The 17,895-nt window shown below is 53.1% G+C and carries 15 protein-coding genes; 9 read left to right on the top strand and 6 right to left on the bottom strand.

Annotated elements, in window-relative coordinates:
• The first annotated feature begins 239 nt into the window (after nt 1-239).
• From speFL to potE, 3 genes are all read left to right on the top strand, one after another.
• Nucleotides 240-344: a leader peptide SpeFL gene (speFL, locus tag OGX80_RS05170; RefSeq protein ID WP_114149115.1), complete on the top strand. Its 105-nt coding sequence runs from the start codon at nt 240-242 to the stop codon at nt 342-344.
• Nucleotides 345-600: 256 nt separating this feature from the next.
• On the top strand, nt 601-2,799 hold the full coding sequence (gene speF, locus OGX80_RS05165) for an ornithine decarboxylase SpeF (protein WP_286471118.1): 2,199 nt from the start codon (nt 601-603) through the stop codon (nt 2,797-2,799).
• Nucleotides 2,796-4,115 (top strand): putrescine-ornithine antiporter, encoded by a 1,320-nt coding sequence (potE, locus tag OGX80_RS05160; RefSeq protein WP_012133311.1) that lies wholly within the window; start codon nt 2,796-2,798, stop codon nt 4,113-4,115. The genes speF and potE overlap by 4 nt, the downstream gene beginning before the upstream one ends.
• 91 nt (nt 4,116-4,206) lie before the next feature.
• Here potE and pgm read toward each other — a convergent pair whose 3' ends face one another.
• Both pgm and seqA read right to left on the bottom strand, forming a co-directional pair.
• Nucleotides 4,207-5,847: a phosphoglucomutase (alpha-D-glucose-1,6-bisphosphate-dependent) gene (gene pgm, locus OGX80_RS05155; RefSeq protein ID WP_286471116.1), complete on the bottom strand. Its 1,641-nt coding sequence runs from the start codon at nt 5,845-5,847 to the stop codon at nt 4,207-4,209.
• Nucleotides 5,848-5,871: 24 nt separating this feature from the next.
• Entirely contained in the window at nt 5,872-6,417 is a 546-nt protein-coding gene (gene seqA, locus OGX80_RS05150; protein WP_071259742.1) for a replication initiation negative regulator SeqA, read from the bottom strand.
• Between the two features lie 197 nt (nt 6,418-6,614).
• On the opposite strand from seqA, the gene ybfF reads away from it, so the two are divergent.
• The 4 genes from ybfF to fur all read left to right on the top strand — a co-directional run bounded on the left by ybfF (nt 6,615) and on the right by fur (nt 9,227).
• Entirely contained in the window at nt 6,615-7,388 is a 774-nt protein-coding gene (gene ybfF / locus OGX80_RS05145; RefSeq protein WP_049009846.1) for an esterase, read from the top strand.
• A 128-nt stretch (nt 7,389-7,516) separates the two neighbouring features.
• The gene (gene ybfE / locus OGX80_RS05140) at nt 7,517-7,810 is read left to right on the top strand and encodes a LexA regulated protein (RefSeq protein WP_012133315.1); all 294 of its coding nucleotides are present in this window, start codon (nt 7,517-7,519) and stop codon (nt 7,808-7,810) included.
• Nucleotides 7,811-7,960: 150 nt separating this feature from the next.
• Entirely contained in the window at nt 7,961-8,491 is a 531-nt protein-coding gene (fldA, locus tag OGX80_RS05135; protein ID WP_047458152.1) for a flavodoxin FldA, read from the top strand.
• A gap of 289 nt (nt 8,492-8,780) precedes the next feature.
• Nucleotides 8,781-9,227, top strand: a complete 447-nt coding sequence (gene fur / locus OGX80_RS05130) for a ferric iron uptake transcriptional regulator (protein WP_007373881.1) — start codon at nt 8,781-8,783, stop codon at nt 9,225-9,227.
• A 123-nt stretch (nt 9,228-9,350) separates the two neighbouring features.
• On the opposite strand, the gene chiQ is transcribed toward fur, so the two are convergent.
• From chiQ to nagE, 4 genes are all read right to left on the bottom strand, one after another.
• Nucleotides 9,351-9,683 carry a ChiQ/YbfN family lipoprotein gene (gene chiQ, locus OGX80_RS05125; RefSeq protein ID WP_047458156.1) on the bottom strand — a complete coding sequence of 111 codons (333 nt, stop codon included), beginning with the start codon at nt 9,681-9,683 and terminating at the stop codon, nt 9,351-9,353.
• 49 nt (nt 9,684-9,732) lie between these two features.
• A complete protein-coding gene (chiP, locus tag OGX80_RS05120) occupies nt 9,733-11,139 on the bottom strand; it encodes a chitoporin ChiP (RefSeq protein ID WP_115181845.1) in 1,407 nt (468 codons plus the stop codon).
• Nucleotides 11,140-11,590: 451 nt separating this feature from the next.
• The gene (gene glnS, locus OGX80_RS05115; protein ID WP_012133322.1) at nt 11,591-13,258 is read right to left on the bottom strand and encodes a glutamine--tRNA ligase; all 1,668 of its coding nucleotides are present in this window, start codon (nt 13,256-13,258) and stop codon (nt 11,591-11,593) included.
• A 331-nt stretch (nt 13,259-13,589) separates the two neighbouring features.
• A complete protein-coding gene (nagE, locus tag OGX80_RS05110; RefSeq protein WP_012133325.1) occupies nt 13,590-15,539 on the bottom strand; it encodes a PTS N-acetyl glucosamine transporter subunit IIABC in 1,950 nt (649 codons plus the stop codon).
• 343 nt (nt 15,540-15,882) lie between these two features.
• Here nagE and nagB point away from each other — a divergent pair, with 343 nt between their 5' ends.
• Nucleotides 15,883-16,683: a glucosamine-6-phosphate deaminase gene (gene nagB, locus OGX80_RS05105; RefSeq protein WP_012133326.1), complete on the top strand. Its 801-nt coding sequence runs from the start codon at nt 15,883-15,885 to the stop codon at nt 16,681-16,683.
• 58 nt (nt 16,684-16,741) lie between these two features.
• Nucleotides 16,742-17,890, top strand: coding sequence for an N-acetylglucosamine-6-phosphate deacetylase (nagA, locus tag OGX80_RS05100; RefSeq protein WP_012133327.1), 1,149 nt, complete (start codon nt 16,742-16,744; stop codon nt 17,888-17,890).
• Nucleotides 17,891-17,895 lie beyond the last annotated feature (5 nt).

Raw genomic sequence — 17,895 nt, 5'->3', positions numbered from 1 at the left:
TTTTATCATTAACCACACTGCAAATAATGTATTTTGCAGTGTAAGCTCATTCCTTAAAAAATATAAAAACACAAACTTATAACATATAAACAACAATACGATATCTTATCGTGTGATATGCATAAACAACGACTAAATATTTTAGAAATGATCGTTTTTTATTGATCTTCTTCACAGATCAGGCTCATTTCCTGGATAAAATACCCTCACCTTCCACTTATCCAGTAAAGGTAACCAAAATGGAAAATAATAGCCGTACAATGCCCCATATAAGGCGGACAACTCATATTATGATGTTTGCTCACCGTAACAGCTTCGACTTTCATTTCTTTAATGCCCGTTAGTCTTTCGACTAAGGGCACTCCAGCATACAGGTCTTCCTGACCCCTTGTATCGCAGGCTAACGCCTGTATCTCGTGGTGCTCACACTGCATAACCCTGTTTTACCTGTGACCGGAAAGGTTAGGGTTTATTGCATCTTCTAAAAAGCAATTTACTGATTTATTTATCAGTGGCGTCGTATTGCTTTTTTTCCGGAGCTATCAGTTTCTCATTCGAGAAATTGAGGACCTGCTATTACCTGAAAATAAAGAGATGAAAATGTCTGAATTAAAAATTGCCGTCAGTCGTTCCTGCCCTGATTGTTTTTCTACACAGCGCAGTATCGTTAATGTTGATGAAAGTAATTTCATTGATGTTGCCGCTATCGTGTTATCCATCAATGATATTGAACGAGGTAAACTCGATGAGATTGATGCGACGGGCTACGGTATTCCCGTGTTTATCGCGACACAAAATGAAGAGCGCGTTCCGGCGGAATATCTGCCGCGGATCTCGGGCGTATTCGAACATAATGAAGCCCGTAACGCCTTCTATGGCCTCCAACTGGAGACCGCTGCCAGCCACTATGAAACGCAACTGCGCCCGCCGTTCTTCCGGGCGCTGGTGGACTACGTAAATCAGGGCAACAGCGCATTTGACTGTCCGGGGCATCAGGGCGGTGAATTCTTCCGCCGTCACCCCGCAGGGAACCAGTTTGTTGAGTACTTTGGCGAAACGCTTTTCCGCTCTGATTTGTGTAATGCCGACGTGGCGATGGGCGATCTGCTTATCCATGAAGGCGCGCCGTGCATCGCGCAACAACACGCCGCGAAAGTGTTCAACGCCGATAAAACCTACTTTGTGCTGAACGGCACCTCATCGTCAAACAAAGTGGTACTTAACGCGCTGCTGACCCCAGGCGATCTGGTGCTGTTCGATCGTAATAACCACAAATCGAACCACCACGGCGCGCTGTTGCAGGCGGGCGCGACGCCGGTTTATCTGGAAACCGCGCGCAACCCGTACGGTTTCATCGGCGGGATCGACGCCCACTGCTTTGAAGAAGGCTATCTGCGTGAACTGGTCAGCGAAGTGGCGCCGCAACGCGCGCAAGACGCCCGTCCGTTCCGCCTGGCGGTGATCCAGTTAGGCACCTACGACGGCACCATCTACAACGCCCGTCAGGTGGTGGATAAGATTGGTCATCTGTGCGACTACATCCTGTTTGACTCCGCATGGGTCGGCTACGAGCAGTTTATTCCGATGATGGCCGATTGCTCGCCGTTGCTGCTGGACCTGAACGAGAACGATCCGGGTATCCTGGTCACGCAGTCTGTTCACAAACAGCAGGCCGGTTTCTCCCAGACCTCGCAGATCCACAAGAAAGACAGCCATATCAAAGGTCAGTCTCGCTATGTGCCGCATAAACGTATGAATAACGCGTTCATGATGCACGCCTCCACCAGCCCGTTCTACCCGCTGTTCGCCGCCCTGGACATCAACGCCAAAATGCACGAAGGCGTCGGTGGCCGTAACATGTGGATGGACTGCGTGGCGAACGGCATCAATGCACGTAAGCTGATCCTTGATAACTGCCATCACATCCGTCCGTTCGTGCCGGAACTGATCGACGGCAAACCGTGGCAGTCTTACCCCACGGCGGAGATCGCAAACGACCTGCGCTTCTTCCACTTTGTGCCGGGCGAACACTGGCATGCCTTCGAAGGCTACGCCGAACACCAGTACTTTGTTGATCCGTGCAAACTGCTGCTCACGACGCCGGGCATCAATGCGCGCAACGGCGAATACGACACCTTCGGCGTTCCGGCGACCATCCTTGCCAACTTCCTGCGTGAAAACGGCGTGGTACCGGAAAAATGCGATCTCAACTCGATCCTGTTCCTGCTGACGCCAGCGGAAGATATGGCGAAATTGCAGCAACTCGTCGCCCTGCTGGTGCGCTTTGAGAAACTGCTGGAAGCCGATGCGCCGCTGGCTGACGTTCTGCCGTCAATTTATAAGCAGCATGAAGCGCGTTATGCCGGCTACACCCTGCGTCAGCTGTGCCAGGAGATGCACGATCTGTACGCACGCCATAACGTGAAACAGCTGCAAAAAGAGATGTTCCGTAAATCCCATTTCCCACGCGTCAGCATGAACCCGCAGGACGCCAACTACGCCTATCTGCGCGGTGAAGTCGAACTGGTTCGCCTGCCGGACGCGGAAGGACGGATCGCGGCAGAAGGCGCGCTTCCGTATCCGCCAGGGGTTTTGTGCGTTGTTCCGGGTGAAATCTGGGGCGGTGCGGTGCTGCGTTATTTCAGCGCGCTGGAAGAAGGGATCAACCTGCTGCCGGGCTTTGCGCCTGAACTACAGGGCGTTTACATCGAAGAACACGACGGCCGTAAACAGGTGTGGTGCTACGTCATTAAACCGCGCGAAGCACAGAACACCCTGCTGAAAGGGGAAAAATTATGAGTAAAGCCAAATCCAATAAAATGGGCGTCGTTCAGCTCACCATCCTGACAATGGTCAATATGATGGGCTCCGGGATTATCATGCTGCCCACCAAACTTGCAGAGGTCGGCACCATCTCGATCATCTCGTGGCTGGTGACTGCCGTTGGTTCAATGGCGCTGGCATGGGCTTTCGCCAAATGCGGGATGTTCAGCCGTAAATCCGGCGGTATGGGCGGCTACGCGGAGTATGCCTTTGGTAAGTCCGGCAACTTTATGGCGAACTACACCTATGGCGTTTCGCTGTTGATTGCCAACGTCGCTATCGCCATCTCCGCCGTCGGCTACGGCACCGAGCTGTTCGGCGCCACGCTGTCACCGGTGCAGATCGGTCTGGCGACCATCGGCGTGCTGTGGCTGTGCACCGTCGCCAACTTCGGCGGCGCGCGCATTACCGGGCAAATCAGCAGTATCACCGTCTGGGGCGTGATTATTCCAGTTGTCGGTCTGTGCATCATCGGCTGGTTCTGGTTTAGCCCGACGCTGTACGCCAACTCCTGGAACCCGCATCACGTACCGTTCTTCACCGCCGTCGGTTCTTCTATTGCGATGACGCTGTGGGCCTTCCTCGGTCTGGAATCTGCCTGCGCCAACGCCGAAGTGGTGGAAAACCCGGAGCGTAACGTACCGATTGCGGTATTAGGCGGTACGCTGGGCGCGGCGGTGATTTACATCATCTCCACCAACGTGATTGCCGGGATCGTACCGAACATGGATCTGGCCAACTCCACCGCGCCGTTCGGTCTGGCGTTCGCACAGATGTTTACCCCGGAAGTCGGTAAAGTGATCATGGCGTTGATGGTGATGTCCTGCTGCGGTTCGCTGCTGGGCTGGCAGTTCACTATCGCCCAGGTCTTCAAATCCTCGGCGGATGAAGGTTATTTCCCGAAAATCTTCTCTCGCGTAACGAAAGTGGATGCGCCGGTTCAGGGGATGCTGACCATCGTGATTATCCAGAGCGGATTATCGCTGATGACCATCAGCCCATCGCTGAACAGCCAGTTCAACGTGCTGGTTAACCTGGCGGTGGTAACAAACATTATCCCGTACATTCTGTCGATGGCCGCGCTGGTGATCATTCAGAAAGTGGCAAATGTTCCGTCGTCAAAAGCCAAAACGGCGAACTTCGTGGCATTCATCGGTGCGCTGTACAGCTTCTATGCGCTGTATTCCTCCGGTGAAGAAGCGATGCTGTACGGCTCCATCGTGACCTTCCTCGGCTGGACGCTGTATGGACTGGTATCGCCGCGCTTTGAGCTGAAAAACAAACACGGCTAAAAAAAAAGCCCGGTGGTGCTAACGCTTACCGGGCCTACGATCGTTGTTGTAGGCCGGGCAAACGCAGTACCGCCCGGCACACAAACCGCACTTACGCGTTTTTCAGCACTTCGCTGACAATCTCAACCGCTTCTTTTTCGATCTGCTTGCGGTGTTCCTCGCCGAGGAAGCTTTCGCAATAAATCTTATAAGCGTCTTCCGTGCCAGAAGGCCGCGCGGCAAACCAGCCGTTGTCGGTCATCACTTTCAGGCCGCCAATCGACGCGCCGTTACCCGGCGCCGCCGTCAGACGCGCGGTGATCGGATCGCCCGCCAGCGTGCTGGCGCTCACCATTTCTGGAGAGAGCTTAGACAATGCGGCTTTCTGCGCAGACGTTGCGCTTGCCTGCAAACGGTTATAGCTCGGCGCGCCAAAGCGAGCCGCCAGCTCGTTGTAGTGCTCCTGCGGGTTTTTCCCGGTGACGGCCGTGATTTCCGCCGCCAGCAGGCACATGATGATGCCGTCTTTATCGGTAGACCACGGCGTGCCGTCGAAACGCAGGAAAGACGCCCCGGCGCTCTCTTCGCCGCCGAAGCCGAAGCTGCCGTCGAACAGACCGTCAACGAACCATTTAAAGCCGACCGGCACTTCCACCAGTTTACGCCCCAAATCGTTCACCACGCGATCGATCATCGCAGAGGAAACCAGCGTTTTACCGACCGCCACCTCTTTGCCCCACTGCGGACGGTGCTGGAACAGATAGTTGATCGCTACCGCCAGATAGTGGTTCGGGTTCATCAGCCCTGCCGGAGTCACAATGCCGTGGCGGTCATAGTCCGGGTCGTTGGCGAACGCCAGATCGAACTTATCACGCAGCGCCAGCAGACCCGCCATCGCGCACTCGGAGGAGCAGTCCATACGGATTGCACCGTCTTTGTCGAGATGCATAAAGCGGAACGTCTGATCAACGTGATCGTTAACGATAGTCAGATTCAGGTTGTAGTGCTTAGCAATACGCTTCCAGTATTCGATACCGGAACCGCCCAGCGGATCGACGCCCAGCGTCAGGCCCGCTTTCTGAATCGCCGCCATATCGACGATATCCGCCAGCCCTTCAACGAACGGCTGCACCAGATCCTGCTCTTTAACGTGGCCTGAGGCCATCGCCGCATCCAGAGAGATACGCTTCACGCCATTCAGGCCGTCAGCCAGCAGCGCGTTGGCCCTGTCTTCCACCACTTTGGTGACGTTGGTATCCGCCGGGCCGCCGTTTGGCGGATTGTACTTAATACCGCCGTCTTCCGGTGGGTTGTGAGATGGCGTGATCACGATGCCATCAGCCAGCGGGCCGCCTTTTTTATTGTGAACCAGGATAGCGTTAGAAACGGCAGGCGTTGGCGTGAAGCCATTGTTTTCCTGCACGATGACATCAACACCGTTCGCCGCCAGCACTTCCAGTACAGAGATAAATGCCGGTTCAGACAGCGCGTGGGTATCTTTGCCCACATAACAAGGACCAGTAATACCGTTTTTTGCACGCTCTTCCGCAATCGCCTGGGCGATCGCCAGGATGTGCGGCTCGTTAAAACTATGACGACCTGCGCTACCGCGATGCCCGGACGTACCGAACTTCACGGCGTGCTCTGCATTCCCTGCTTCGGGTTTCAGTACATAGTACTGTGCCGTCAGTTGGGCGACGTTAATCAAATCACTCTGTTGCGCAGGTTGACCTGCACGGTTGTGGATTGCCATTGCCTGGTCCTTTTAATGCAAGGATTAAATTGTTCCGCAAACCTTCTCAATCAATTCCGCCGGGAATTGCATTGACTGCATGATGTGTTCAACCATGCTGCATTTACGGCCGGTGTTGGTGTTGGTAATCACCCAATACGGCGTGCCGGGCACATGTTTCGGTTTGGTTTGATTACCATTTTTCAGCAGCGTTTGTTCATCAGCCGCAAAATAGACGCGCGTACGGCCATGCAACGACTCCGTCGCTTCGGCAAACGCGCGATTATCCAGTGAGTAGAGTGTAGACAGCACCAGCATGAAGCGGTTTACCGCTTTCTTCTGCTCCGCGTACTCGTCGGAAAGCAGCAGTTCACGCATGGCGCGGACTTTATCTTTTACGGGGTTGACGGGCTTCGCTTCCACGATAGCAGGTTGCGCGATGCGAACCTCTTTCGCCGCCGGAGTGACAGGCTGTGATACGGCGGAAAACTTCAACATGCGCCGTAAAATGTCGGATGCGCTCTCGCCAATATGCTTGGTGTGGCTGGCAATATAGCTATAGAGTTCATCATCAACTTCAATCGTTTTCATCTTAATCCAGTGCGGTGTCTTATCTGAATACAAGTCGTTGGGATTACCTGCACGTAGTGTAAAGGCAAATTCCAACAGCGGATAGCGTCAAACCTGGCTGACGGAAAAACTCGGAGTAAACCGTAGTTGTTGCAGCCCTGTGGCAGAATAGTCAACATAATACCCTAACCCGACAGAGCGAAAAAAAGAACTTTGCCATGAAATTGAATATCCGAGCGCAAACTGCACAAAACCTGCACAATAATTCTCCCATCGTCCTCGTTCACGGTTTGTTTGGCAGCCTGGACAACCTCGGCGTGCTGGCGCGCGACCTGGTGACCGATCACGATATCATTCAGGTTGATATGCGCAACCACGGTCTCTCCCCTCGCGATCCGGTGATGGACTACCCGGCGATGGCGCAAGACTTACTGGATACCATCGATGCCGAAGGCATTGAGAAAGCCACCTTTATCGGCCACTCTATGGGCGGTAAAGCGGTAATGGCGCTCACCGCGCTGGCGCCGGAGCGTATTGACCAGTTGGTCGCGATCGACATCGCGCCGGTCGATTACCACGTTCGCCGCCACGATGAAATCTTCGCCGCCATCAATGCCGTCACCGACGCGGGCGCCGAAACCCGTCAACAGGCCGCCACCGTTATGCGTCAACATCTGCAAGAAGAAGGCGTCATCCAGTTTCTGCTGAAATCGTTTATCGACGGCGAATGGCGCTTTAACGTACCGGTGTTGTGGGAACAGTATCCACATATTGTGGGCTGGGAGACCATTCCAGCCTGGGATCGCCCGGCGTTGTTTATCCCCGGCGGCAACTCCCCTTATGTGACCGAAGCATATCGTCACGATCTGCTGGCGCAGTTCCCTCAGGCGCGAGCGCACGTCATCGCCGGAGCGGGCCACTGGGTTCACGCGGAAAAACCCGATGCGGTGCTGCGCGCCATTCGTCGCTATCTGGCAGATAAGGCCAACTGATTAAAAACTCAGCGTCCGCGCGCGATTACGTCCGCGGGCGTTGGCGTGTCTGCCTTGCTGATGTATGATGGCGCGCTATCCATCCGGGCAGACGCCTGGCTGATTGTTTCCCCGAAGTCACCAAAATCATGGCCAAAGAACAAACGGACCGTACGACATTAGATCTGTTCGCACACGAGCGTCGCCCGGGACGACCCAAAACCAATCCGCTTTCGCGTGATGAACAGCTGCGCATTAATAAGCGTAACCAGCTAAAACGCGACAAAGTACGTGGCCTTAAGCGTGTCGAACTGAAACTCAACGCTGAGGCTGTCGATGCGCTGAACGAGCTGGCCGAATCCCGCAATATGAGCCGTAGCGAACTCATCGAAGAGATGCTGATGACTCAACTGGCAGCGCTGCGCGGCCAGGGCGTAGTCTGAAAAACTGCTCAATATCATAAATCATGTAGCACAGAGTGCAGTCCCGCGTGATTGCTGTTTCCGCATGCCTGACTGTTCTGCTATGATTGCCCTTATCTGCGGGCAATACGCCACCACCATTTCAATAAGTTTCAAGAGGTTATTTTACTCATGGCAATCACTGGCATCTTTTTCGGCAGCGACACCGGTAATACCGAAAATATCGCAAAAATGATTCAAAAACAGCTTGGTAAAGACGTTGCCGATGTGCATGACATTGCGAAAAGCAGCAAAGAGGACCTGGAAGGGTACGACATCCTGCTGCTGGGCATCCCGACCTGGTACTACGGTGAAGCGCAATGTGACTGGGATGACTTCTTCCCGACTCTCGAAGAGATTGATTTTAACGGTAAACTGGTGGCGCTGTTCGGCTGCGGCGACCAGGAAGATTACGCAGAATATTTCTGCGACGCGTTAGGCACCATCCGCGACATCATTGAGCCGCGCGGCGCGACCATCGTCGGCCACTGGCCAACGGCGGGCTACCATTTTGAAGCGTCCAAAGGTCTGGCTGACGACGATCACTTTGTTGGTCTGGCTATCGACGAAGACCGTCAGCCTGAACTGACCGCAGAGCGCGTTGAAAAATGGGTTAAACAGATTTCCGGCGAACTGCACCTCGACGAAATCATTAACGCCTGATTTTGTGCGGCGCAGAAAAGCATCTGCGTCGCATCAATAGATAAAACCAATTAAAATAATTGCTACAAATTTGTAACTTTCTTGCCTGACCCTGTACAATGTCCGGGTGTTATTCTGGTATTGCACAGTGTGTTTGTTGGCGATACCTCGTTTTTATTAACAATATTTGCCGGAGGCTTGCAGTTTTCATTTAGGCGTGGCAGTTCTATAATGAAACGCATTATCTCAAGTGCAATTTCTGTCACTTCTTTGTTTGAAGTGAATCGTTTAGCAACAGGACAGATTCCGCATGACTGACAACAATACCGCATTAAAGAAGGCTGGCCTGAAAGTAACGCTTCCTCGTTTAAAAATTCTGGAAGTTCTTCAGGAACCGGATAACCATCACGTCAGTGCGGAAGATTTATATAAACGTCTGATCGACATGGGTGAAGAGATTGGGCTGGCGACCGTGTACCGCGTGCTGAACCAGTTTGATGACGCCGGTATCGTAACCCGCCACAATTTTGAAGGCGGTAAATCCGTTTTTGAGCTGACCCAACAGCATCATCACGATCACCTTATTTGCCTCGATTGTGGCAAAGTGATCGAATTCAGTGATGATTCTATCGAAGCGCGCCAGCGTGAGATTGCGGCTAAGCATGGCATTCGTTTGACGAACCACAGCCTCTATCTCTACGGCCACTGCGCTGAAGGCGATTGCCGGGAAGACGAGCACGCGCACGACGCGAAGTAATGTGAAACCTCCTAAAAAGCCAACCGACCGGTTGGCTTTTTTTATGCCTCCGACCCGGTAGCGGCCTTAAAAAACGCAAACGGGCGGAGAGTTCTCTCCGCCCGCCATTAACCCGCCCTGCTTTTATTTGGCGCTATTTTTACTGCGAATTTCCTGCCAGATTTTGTCGCAATCGGCGGTCACCGCCTGATCGTTCCCCGTACGCGTAGCCTGAATGCACTGCTGATAATCCAGCACGCGCACGCTCTCTTCTGTAGCAAACTGCTTGTGCTGGTCATCTTTCTTCAGCACGTTCAGTACGCTCTGACAGGCCTCGATTTTCTCTGGTGAACCTTGCGCCGTATTGATGCAGGCGCTGTACGCCTCTTTTAACTGACTGTCTTCTTTGGGCGCGGTTGGCTGCGCGCAGGCCACCAGTCCCGATGCCATCATGGCGATGAGTAACAGTTTTTTCATATCAGTGTCCTCAACGTTGCGGCAGACAAATCGCCTGCCGCAACGGGCATCAGAAAATAGTGAACGGAGCGATAACCATGAACTTCACGTCACGTTCATCCTGGAAGATGTTGCCGTAACCGCCGCCCCAGCTTGGGATGTTGGAGTGGTTGTCATATTCCGTGAAGTGCAGTTTAAACATGGTGCCTTTGGCACGGCCTTCCTGTAGGGTGTAGACCGCATCAAGGCTGTAAGAAGACTCTTCAATGGTACGGTTTTTGTCATAGTACGCATCCGGGGTAATCTGCCAGGTTGATGGCTTCGCGTCCCAGGCGTAAACGTATGACGCCCCCACTGCCCAGCCCGGCAGGTTCCAGTTTTTCAGATCGTACATCGCACCGAAGAAGACGGCTTTTTCGCCGTTGGCGTTAAAGTCTGAGCGGTTATCCCACCAGATATCCAGACGACCGTTTGAGGATGCGTAAGTTGGCGTCATACGTTGCAGGAAGTAACCTTGTTGACCGTCCGCCTTAACCCAGGTCCCTTCCAGGCGCAAATCGACGACTTCGGCCACTTTGTAACCGAAAGTCAGCGCCTGCAACCAGGCGGTGCCGTCATAAATATCGTTTACGCTGCGATCATCAACTTTGTCGCGCGCACCATAGAACTGATAGCTGGTGGTGAACGGGTTGCCGCCCAAATCAAATTTGTAGCTGGCTTTGGCAAAATACTGGTCGACATACCCTTCTGACTGACCAAATGCCGCTTCCAGCACGAGGTCATTTTTGAAATCGTATTTAGCGCCGATAGAGTGGAGGTAATCCACTTTGGTCTTTTTATCGGCCTGATAGAATTTATCAACATCGGTGTGCCACGGCGCTTTATATTGGTTGGCCCACATATAGGAGAAACTCAGCGCGCCCGCATCACCGTAGTCAAAATTCGCTCCGGCTTCCGCGCCCTGATAAGTACCCGGCATAAAGCTCCAGTGCGGCGCTAACAGCGTCTGACCGGTCGGCTGGATATACCCCGCACGCGCCCAGGTTGGCCCGTACTTAAATTTTGCCGCGGCTTTATAAAGGCTGATCCCGCTCTTATCGCCAGAATAATCTTCATCGTAACCTTTATTCTTTTTCGAGAAGGCGATTTCGTTGGGGTGTCCGCTGTCGCCGTTTTCCGTCATTTCTATCGCGGTAAATGCCGCGATATCCAGACCGAACATATCAGCCGCATAACCAGACTGGAAATCCAGGTTGGCGTTCCAGGTCGCGTGTGAAAGGTTGGTTTTATATTTGTCATCGTCGGTGACATCTTTACGGTCACGCTCACGCTGCCAGTAATAGATGCCGCCTGTTAACGTGGAATCGTCAATAAAGCCTTCGGCCTGAGCCTGTGGAACGACGACCAAACCTGACATTGCTGTAATACCGGCGATAGCCAGCGCCAGCGTACTACGTTTGCCACTAAACGTACGCATGTGTTAATCCTCTTTGACGTATAAAATGCTGCCGAACAAAAGCGGACAGCGAAAAATAAAAATGTAAAAGTAGCGTTGAGAAAAACCTCGCAGACTACAGTGAACAGACTATTTTTCGCGACGCGAATTATCAATCTCTTTCTGTAACGAGAATGTAAGAGTATGAGCAACCGCACATATTTCATTGCTTTCTGTTACATTTTCATCAGGCGCTAAAAAAGATGAACAAAAGTTAAAATTGTCTTGTTTTCCATGCACATGAAATCGGTTTCACATGAAATGATATTCATTCCATAAATTCACTATGCCAAAACTATTTTGTTGCGAAATTATTTTCCTGGCGGCATTAATTCGCTCTGCAAACAGAGAGCGGGATGACAAAATGGAAAGGATAAAAAAACGCCGCAAAATGCGGCGTTGGAAGGTGATGAGGTGATGTGATGCGGTGGCTTTACTCGCCCGCTTTAGCCCACGTATCGCGCAGACCTACGGTACGGTTAAACACGCGTTTATCCGCCGTTGTGTAGCGGCTGTCCAGGCAGAAGTAGCCTTCACGCTCAAACTGATACGCTTTACCCGCTACGGCGTTCTGCAACGACGGTTCTGCGTAACCCTGCTTAATCACCAGCGATTCAGGGTTGATCACGGACAGGAAGTCCTCTGCGGCGCCCGGGTTCGGCACGCTGAACAGACGATCGTACAGACGAATTTCAACCGGCAGCGCGTGTGCCGCGCTTACCCAGTGAATGACGCCCTTCACTTTACGGCCATCGGCCGGATCTTTGCTCAGGGTATCCGCATCATAGGTACAGAAGATGGTGGTGATATTGCCTTCCGCATCCTTCTCCACGCGCTCAGCTTTCACCACATAGGCGTTACGCAGACGCACTTCTTTCCCCATCACCAGACGCTTGTACTGCTTGTTCGCTTCTTCGCGGAAGTCAGCACGATCGATCCAGATCTCACCGCTAAACGGTACTTCACGGCTGCCCATTTCCGGTTTGTTCGGATGGTTCGGCATGGTGACCATTTCGCTTTCGCCCTGCGGGTAGTTTTCGATAACCAGTTTCACCGGATCGATAACCGCCATCGCGCGCGGTGCGTTTTCATTCAGATCTTCACGAATGCAGGACTCCAGCGACGCCATCTCAATGGTGTTGTCCTGCTTGGTAACGCCGATGCGTTTGCAGAATTCACGGATGGAGGCCGCGGTATAGCCACGACGACGCAGGCCAGAAATGGTCGGCATACGCGGATCGTCCCAGCCTTCAACGTGTTTGTCCGTCACCAGCAGGTTCAGCTTACGCTTGGACATCACGGTGTATTCCAGATTCAGGCGCGAGAATTCGTACTGACGCGGGTGAACCGGGATGGTGATGTTGTCCAGCACCCAGTCGTACAGACGACGGTTGTCCTGGAATTCCAGCGTACACAGAGAGTGCGTAATGCCTTCCAGCGCATCGCTGATGCAGTGAGTAAAGTCGTACATCGGGTAGATGCACCACTTGTTGCCGGTCTGGTGGTGTTCGGCAAATTTAATGCGGTACAGCACCGGATCGCGCATCACGATAAACGGCGACGCCATATCAATTTTGGCGCGCAGGCACGCTTTACCTTCTTCAAAACCACCGGTACGCATTTTTTCAAACAGCGCCAGGTTCTCTTCCACGCTGCGATCGCGGAACGGGCTGTTTTTACCCGGCTCTTTCAGCGTACCGCGATATTCGCGGATCTGATCCGGCGTCAGCTCATCGACGTACGCCAGACCTTTGGTGATCAGCTCAACCGCATACGCATGCAGCTGATCGAAGTAATCTGAGGAGTAGCAAACGTTGCCAGCCCAGTGAAAACCTAACCACTCGACGTCGTTTTTGATCGAATCAACGTACTCGATATCTTCTTTTACCGGGTTGGTATCATCGAAACGCAGGTTGCACAGGCCCTGATAATCTTGCGCGATGCCAAAGTTCAGACAGATGGATTTCGCGTGGCCGATGTGCAGATAGCCATTCGGCTCCGGCGGAAAACGGGTGTGGATTGTGGTGTGCTTACCACTGGCCAGATCTTCATCGATGATCTGACGAATAAAGTTAGTCGGGCGGGCTTCAGCCTCACTCATCGTGGATTCCTCAAAGCGTAAACAACGTATAACGGCATATGATCTTATAAGCCGGACAGACTGACAACCTTTAGTTACTTAAAAAGTGGCTTTGAAGAAAATATGGGGGCTGATTGCTGTAAAAAAAAGCGACGGCGCTTTGCCGGATGACGGCTACGCCTTATCCGGCCTACAAACTGCTACAAACTGTGTCGAACCGTAGGCCTGATAAGCGCAGCGCCATCAGGCGCATTTGCCGGATAGCGGCTATACCTTATCCGGCCTACAGGCTGCAAAAAAAGCGGCGGAGGTTTCCCCCCGCCGCTCAGGCACAAACTCTACTCAGGAGCGATTATTTGCCTTTAATCTCATACAGTGGCGTTTGACCCGCAACCACCTGACCTTCAGCTTTAATCACCAGACCGCTGAAATCGTCAATGTTGCTGCAAACCACCGGGCTAATCATCGAGCGCGCATTGGCGTTCAGGAACTCCAGATCCATTTCCAGGATCGGCTGACCGGCAACCACTTCGGCACCCTCTTCCACCAGGCGTTTGAAGCCCTGACCGTTCAGCGCAACGGTATCGATCCCCATGTGGACAACGATTTCCGCGCCCTTTTCAGTTTCCAGGCAGAACGCATGATTAGTGTTGAAGATTTTCACAATGGTGCCTGCCGCCGGGGAAACAACGGTTTTATCCGTTGGTTTAACCGCCACGCCGTCGCCAACCGCTTTGCTGGCGAACGCTTCGTCAGGAACCTGTTCCAGCGCAACCACGTCACCCGTGACTGGAGAAACCAGCGTCGCGATAGTCACCGCATTAGGAACCGCCTGCGGTTTTGCCGCCGGCGCCGCAGTCACTGGCGCGCTGTCAGCAGACGCTGCCGCAACCGGGCCACGCGCCACCACTTTCTTCATTTCGTCGCCGATAGATTCCGCTTTCGCGCCGACGATAACCTGGATGGTCTGTTTGTTCAGTTTCACCACGCCGGACGCACCAAGACGTTTACACATCGCATCGCTCACGCGAGCCGCGTCGGCAACGGTCAGACGCAGACGGGTGATGCAGGCATCGATCGCTTTCAGGTTATCCGTACCGCCAACCGCAGCAATGTAGTTGGTCGCCAGTTGGGTCATACCTTCTTCAGTGTTGCTGTTCGCTTCGTCAGTCACGATATCATCGTCTTTATCTTCACGACCTGGCGTTTTCAGGTTGAACACGCGAATTACCGCGCTGAACAGCAGGAAGTAGATGACGAAGAATACCGCGCCCATCACCAGCAGCATCCAGACGTTTTTGCTGGCCGCAGGCAGGCTATACATCAACACGTAGTCAATTGCGCCTGCGGAGAAGGAGAAGCCCGCATGAATACCCAGCAGCGTCGCGATGAACAGGCTGATACCGGTCAATATTGCGTGCAGGAGGTACAGCAACGGCGCCAGGAACATGAACAGGAATTCCAGCGGCTCAGTAACACCGGTCAGGAACGCGGTGATCGCAACGGACAGCAACATACCGCCAACCATTGGACGACGCGCTTTCGGCGCAGCGAAGTACATCGCCAGCGCCGCACCCGGCAGACCGAACATCATGATCGGGAAGAAGCCGGACATGAACATCCCCGCCGTGCCGTCACCCGCGTAGAAGCGGTTGATGTCGCCGTGGAATACCGTACCTGCCGTGTTAGTGAACTCGCCAATCTGGAACCAGGCGATAGTATTCAGCACCTGATGCAGACCTGTCGGGATCAACAGACGGTTGATGAAACCGAAGATACCGGAGCCCAGCGCGCCCGCGCCGACAATCCATTCACCGCCCGCATGAATAGCGTGCTGAACCGGAGGCCAGACGTAACCGAAAATCGCCGCCAGCACCAGACAGAAGAAGCCCGTGGCGATCGGCACAAAACGTTTGCCGCCAAAGAAGCTCAGGAAATCAGGAAGTTTGATACCGGACCAACGGTTATAAACGGCGCCGCCCACCAGACCGGTAATGATACCCGCCAGGACGCCCATGTTGATTTCCGGGTTAATCGTCACCATCGCTTTGGTCAGGACGAAGTACCCGACCGCACCCGCCAACGCTGCTGCACCCGCGCTGTCCTTAGACCAGCTAGATGCCACACCGATGGCGAAGATCAGTGCGAGGTTATCGAAGATCGCCCCGCCCGCCTGCGCGATAAAGGCGACATTCAGTAAATCTGGTTGACCGAATCGCAGCAACAGTGCCGCCACCGGCAGCACTGCGATAGGGAGCTGTAACGCCCTACCCAGTCGCTGGAAAAAACCTAAAATATTCATCTTATTCCCCCTACGAGACCCCGATTAGGCTTCTGGAAGCCATTTTTTTATTGTGCGACAAATCGTTAAAGCGTGATGTTTGGCAACAACGGTATGAATTATTCATCTACGCTCAGAGTGTGTGAAAAATTAATTCGTATCGCAAATTAAACGCGTGTTTTTTGTGATTTGAATCACCAAATATCGTTATTCACCCTCCCTTATACTGGCTAACTGCGAAAACTTATTTTATCATTCAAAAAATCAACACGGATTGGCGCCTGTCCATACGAATCCAGGTTACGCTTACTAACGTACAGATGCTCAATCCGCCAATTTATTACTTTTACTTTTGAGGTGAAGAATGAGACTGATCCCCCTGACGTCCGCTGAACAGGTCGGCAAATGGGCTGCTCGCCATATCGTTAACCGTATTAACGCCTTCAAACCTACCGCCGATCGCCCGTTTGTCCTGGGCCTGCCGACCGGCGGCACGCCGCTGACGGCGTATAAAGCATTAGTCGAAATGCACAAAGCGGGCCAGGTCAGCTTTAAGCATGTGGTGACGTTCAACATGGACGAATATGTTGGCCTTCCGAAAGAACACCCGGAAAGCTACCACAGCTTCATGCACCGCAATTTCTTCGATCACGTTGATATTCCGGCAGAAAATATTAACCTGCTCAACGGTAACGCGCCGGATATCGATGCGGAATGCCGTAATTATGAAGAAAAAATCCGTTCTTACGGTAAAATTCACCTGTTTATGGGCGGCGTAGGCAACGACGGCCATATCGCGTTTAACGAACCGGCTTCTTCCCTGGCTTCCCGTACGCGTATCAAAACGCTGACCCATGACACCCGCGTGGCAAACTCCCGCTTCTTTGACGGCGACGTCAACCAGGTGCCGAAATATGCGCTGACCGTAGGCGTGGGTACGCTGCTGGACGCAGAAGAAGTGATGATTCTGGTGCTGGGCCATCAGAAAGCGCAGGCGCTACAGGCGGCTGTCGAAGGCAACGTCAACCACATGTGGACCATTAGCTGTCTGCAACTGCATCCGAAAGCGGTCGTGGTGTGCGACGAACCTTCCACTATGGAACTGAAAGTTAAGACGCTGAAATATTTCAACGAGTTAGAAGCCGAAAATATTAAAGGTCTGTAATGTTATCTCCGCCCTGCACGCAGACGCAGGGCGGCATTTTTTGAAATCGGGGGTCGGAATGTATGCTTTAACCCAGGGCCGGATTTTTACCGGTCACGAAATTCTTGATGACCATGCGATTGTTGTCGCCAATGGCCTGATTGATCGCATCTGTCCAGTGGCGGAACTGCCGCCAGAGATAGAACAACGCGCGTTGAATGGGGCCATTCTCTCCCCCGGTTTTATTGATGTGCAATTAAACGGCTGCGGCGGCGTCCAGTTCAACGATACCGCTGACGCGGTGACTGTCGAAACGCTGGAAATCATGCAGAAAGCCAATGAGAAATCAGGCTGCACCAGCTACCTGCCGACGCTGATTACCACCAGCGACGATCTGATGAAACAGGGCATTCGCGTCATGCGTGAATACCTGGCGAAATACCCGAATCAGGCATTAGGTCTTCATCTTGAAGGTCCGTGGCTGAACCTGGTCAAAAAAGGCACCCATAATCCGAGTTTTGTCCGCCAACCTGACGCTGCGCTGGTGGACTTCCTGTGCGATAATGCCGATGTGATCACCAAAGTCACGCTGGCGCCGGAAATGGTGCCGGCGGAAGTGATCGCCAAACTGACGGCGGCGGGCATTGTGGTTTCAGCCGGTCACTCCAACGCGACGTTAAAAGAGGCGAAAGCCGGTTTCCGCGCAGGGATCACCTTTGCCACCCACCTGTTCAACGCGATGCCGTATATTACGGGCCGTGAACCGGGTCTGGCGGGCGCCATTCTTGACGATGCCGATATTTATTGCGGCATCATCGCGGATGGTCTGCATGTTGATTACGTCAACATTCGTAACGCTAAACGTCTGAAAGGTGACAAACTTTGCCTGGTGACCGATGCAACCGCCCCGGCGGGTGCAAACATTGAACAGTTCATTTTTGCTGGTAAAACAATATACTACCGTAATGGACTGTGTGTGGATGAGAACGGTACGCTGAGCGGATCATCATTAACCATGATCGAAGGCGTGCGTAATCTGGTTGAACATTGTGGTATTGCGCTGGATGAAGTGCTGCGTATGGCGACGCTCTACCCTGCGCGCGCGATTGGCGTCGATAAGCAGCTCGGCAGCCTCGCGCCGGGTAAAGTTGCGAACCTGACCGCCTTCACCCACGACTTTAAAATCATCAAGACCATCGTTAATGGTAACGAGGTCGTTACTGAGTAAGAGAA

Source organism: Citrobacter sp. CK194 (assembly GCF_030333395.1).
In the GTDB taxonomy this organism is placed as follows: domain Bacteria; phylum Pseudomonadota; class Gammaproteobacteria; order Enterobacterales; family Enterobacteriaceae; genus Citrobacter_B; species Citrobacter_B koseri.
The sequence above is the reverse complement of the archived record's forward strand: the minus strand, read 5'-3'. Positions and strand labels throughout refer to the sequence as shown.

Bases quoted from the DNA above. Each gene is read 5' to 3' on its own strand.
- speFL (WP_114149115.1), top strand. From the start codon at position 240: ATGGAAAATAATAGCCGTACAATGCCCCATATAAGGCGGACAACTCAT.
- potE (WP_012133311.1), top strand. From the start codon at position 2,796: ATGAGTAAAGCCAAATCCAATAAAATGGGCGTCGTTCAGCTCACCATC.
- pgm (WP_286471116.1), bottom strand. From the start codon at position 5,847: ATGGCAATCCACAACCGTGCAGGTCAACCTGCGCAACAGAGTGATTTG.
- chiQ (WP_047458156.1), bottom strand. From the start codon at position 9,683: ATGAAAAAACTGTTACTCATCGCCATGATGGCATCGGGACTGGTGGCC.
- glnS (WP_012133322.1), bottom strand. From the start codon at position 13,258: ATGAGTGAGGCTGAAGCCCGCCCGACTAACTTTATTCGTCAGATCATC.
- fldA (WP_047458152.1), top strand. From the start codon at position 7,961: ATGGCAATCACTGGCATCTTTTTCGGCAGCGACACCGGTAATACCGAA.
- seqA (WP_071259742.1), bottom strand. From the start codon at position 6,417: ATGAAAACGATTGAAGTTGATGATGAACTCTATAGCTATATTGCCAGC.
- nagE (WP_012133325.1), bottom strand. From the start codon at position 15,539: ATGAATATTTTAGGTTTTTTCCAGCGACTGGGTAGGGCGTTACAGCTC.
- nagB (WP_012133326.1), top strand. From the start codon at position 15,883: ATGAGACTGATCCCCCTGACGTCCGCTGAACAGGTCGGCAAATGGGCT.
- fur (WP_007373881.1), top strand. From the start codon at position 8,781: ATGACTGACAACAATACCGCATTAAAGAAGGCTGGCCTGAAAGTAACG.
- chiP (WP_115181845.1), bottom strand. From the start codon at position 11,139: ATGCGTACGTTTAGTGGCAAACGTAGTACGCTGGCGCTGGCTATCGCC.
- nagA (WP_012133327.1), top strand. From the start codon at position 16,742: ATGTATGCTTTAACCCAGGGCCGGATTTTTACCGGTCACGAAATTCTT.
- ybfE (WP_012133315.1), top strand. From the start codon at position 7,517: ATGGCCAAAGAACAAACGGACCGTACGACATTAGATCTGTTCGCACAC.
- speF (WP_286471118.1), top strand. From the start codon at position 601: ATGTCTGAATTAAAAATTGCCGTCAGTCGTTCCTGCCCTGATTGTTTT.
- ybfF (WP_049009846.1), top strand. From the start codon at position 6,615: ATGAAATTGAATATCCGAGCGCAAACTGCACAAAACCTGCACAATAAT.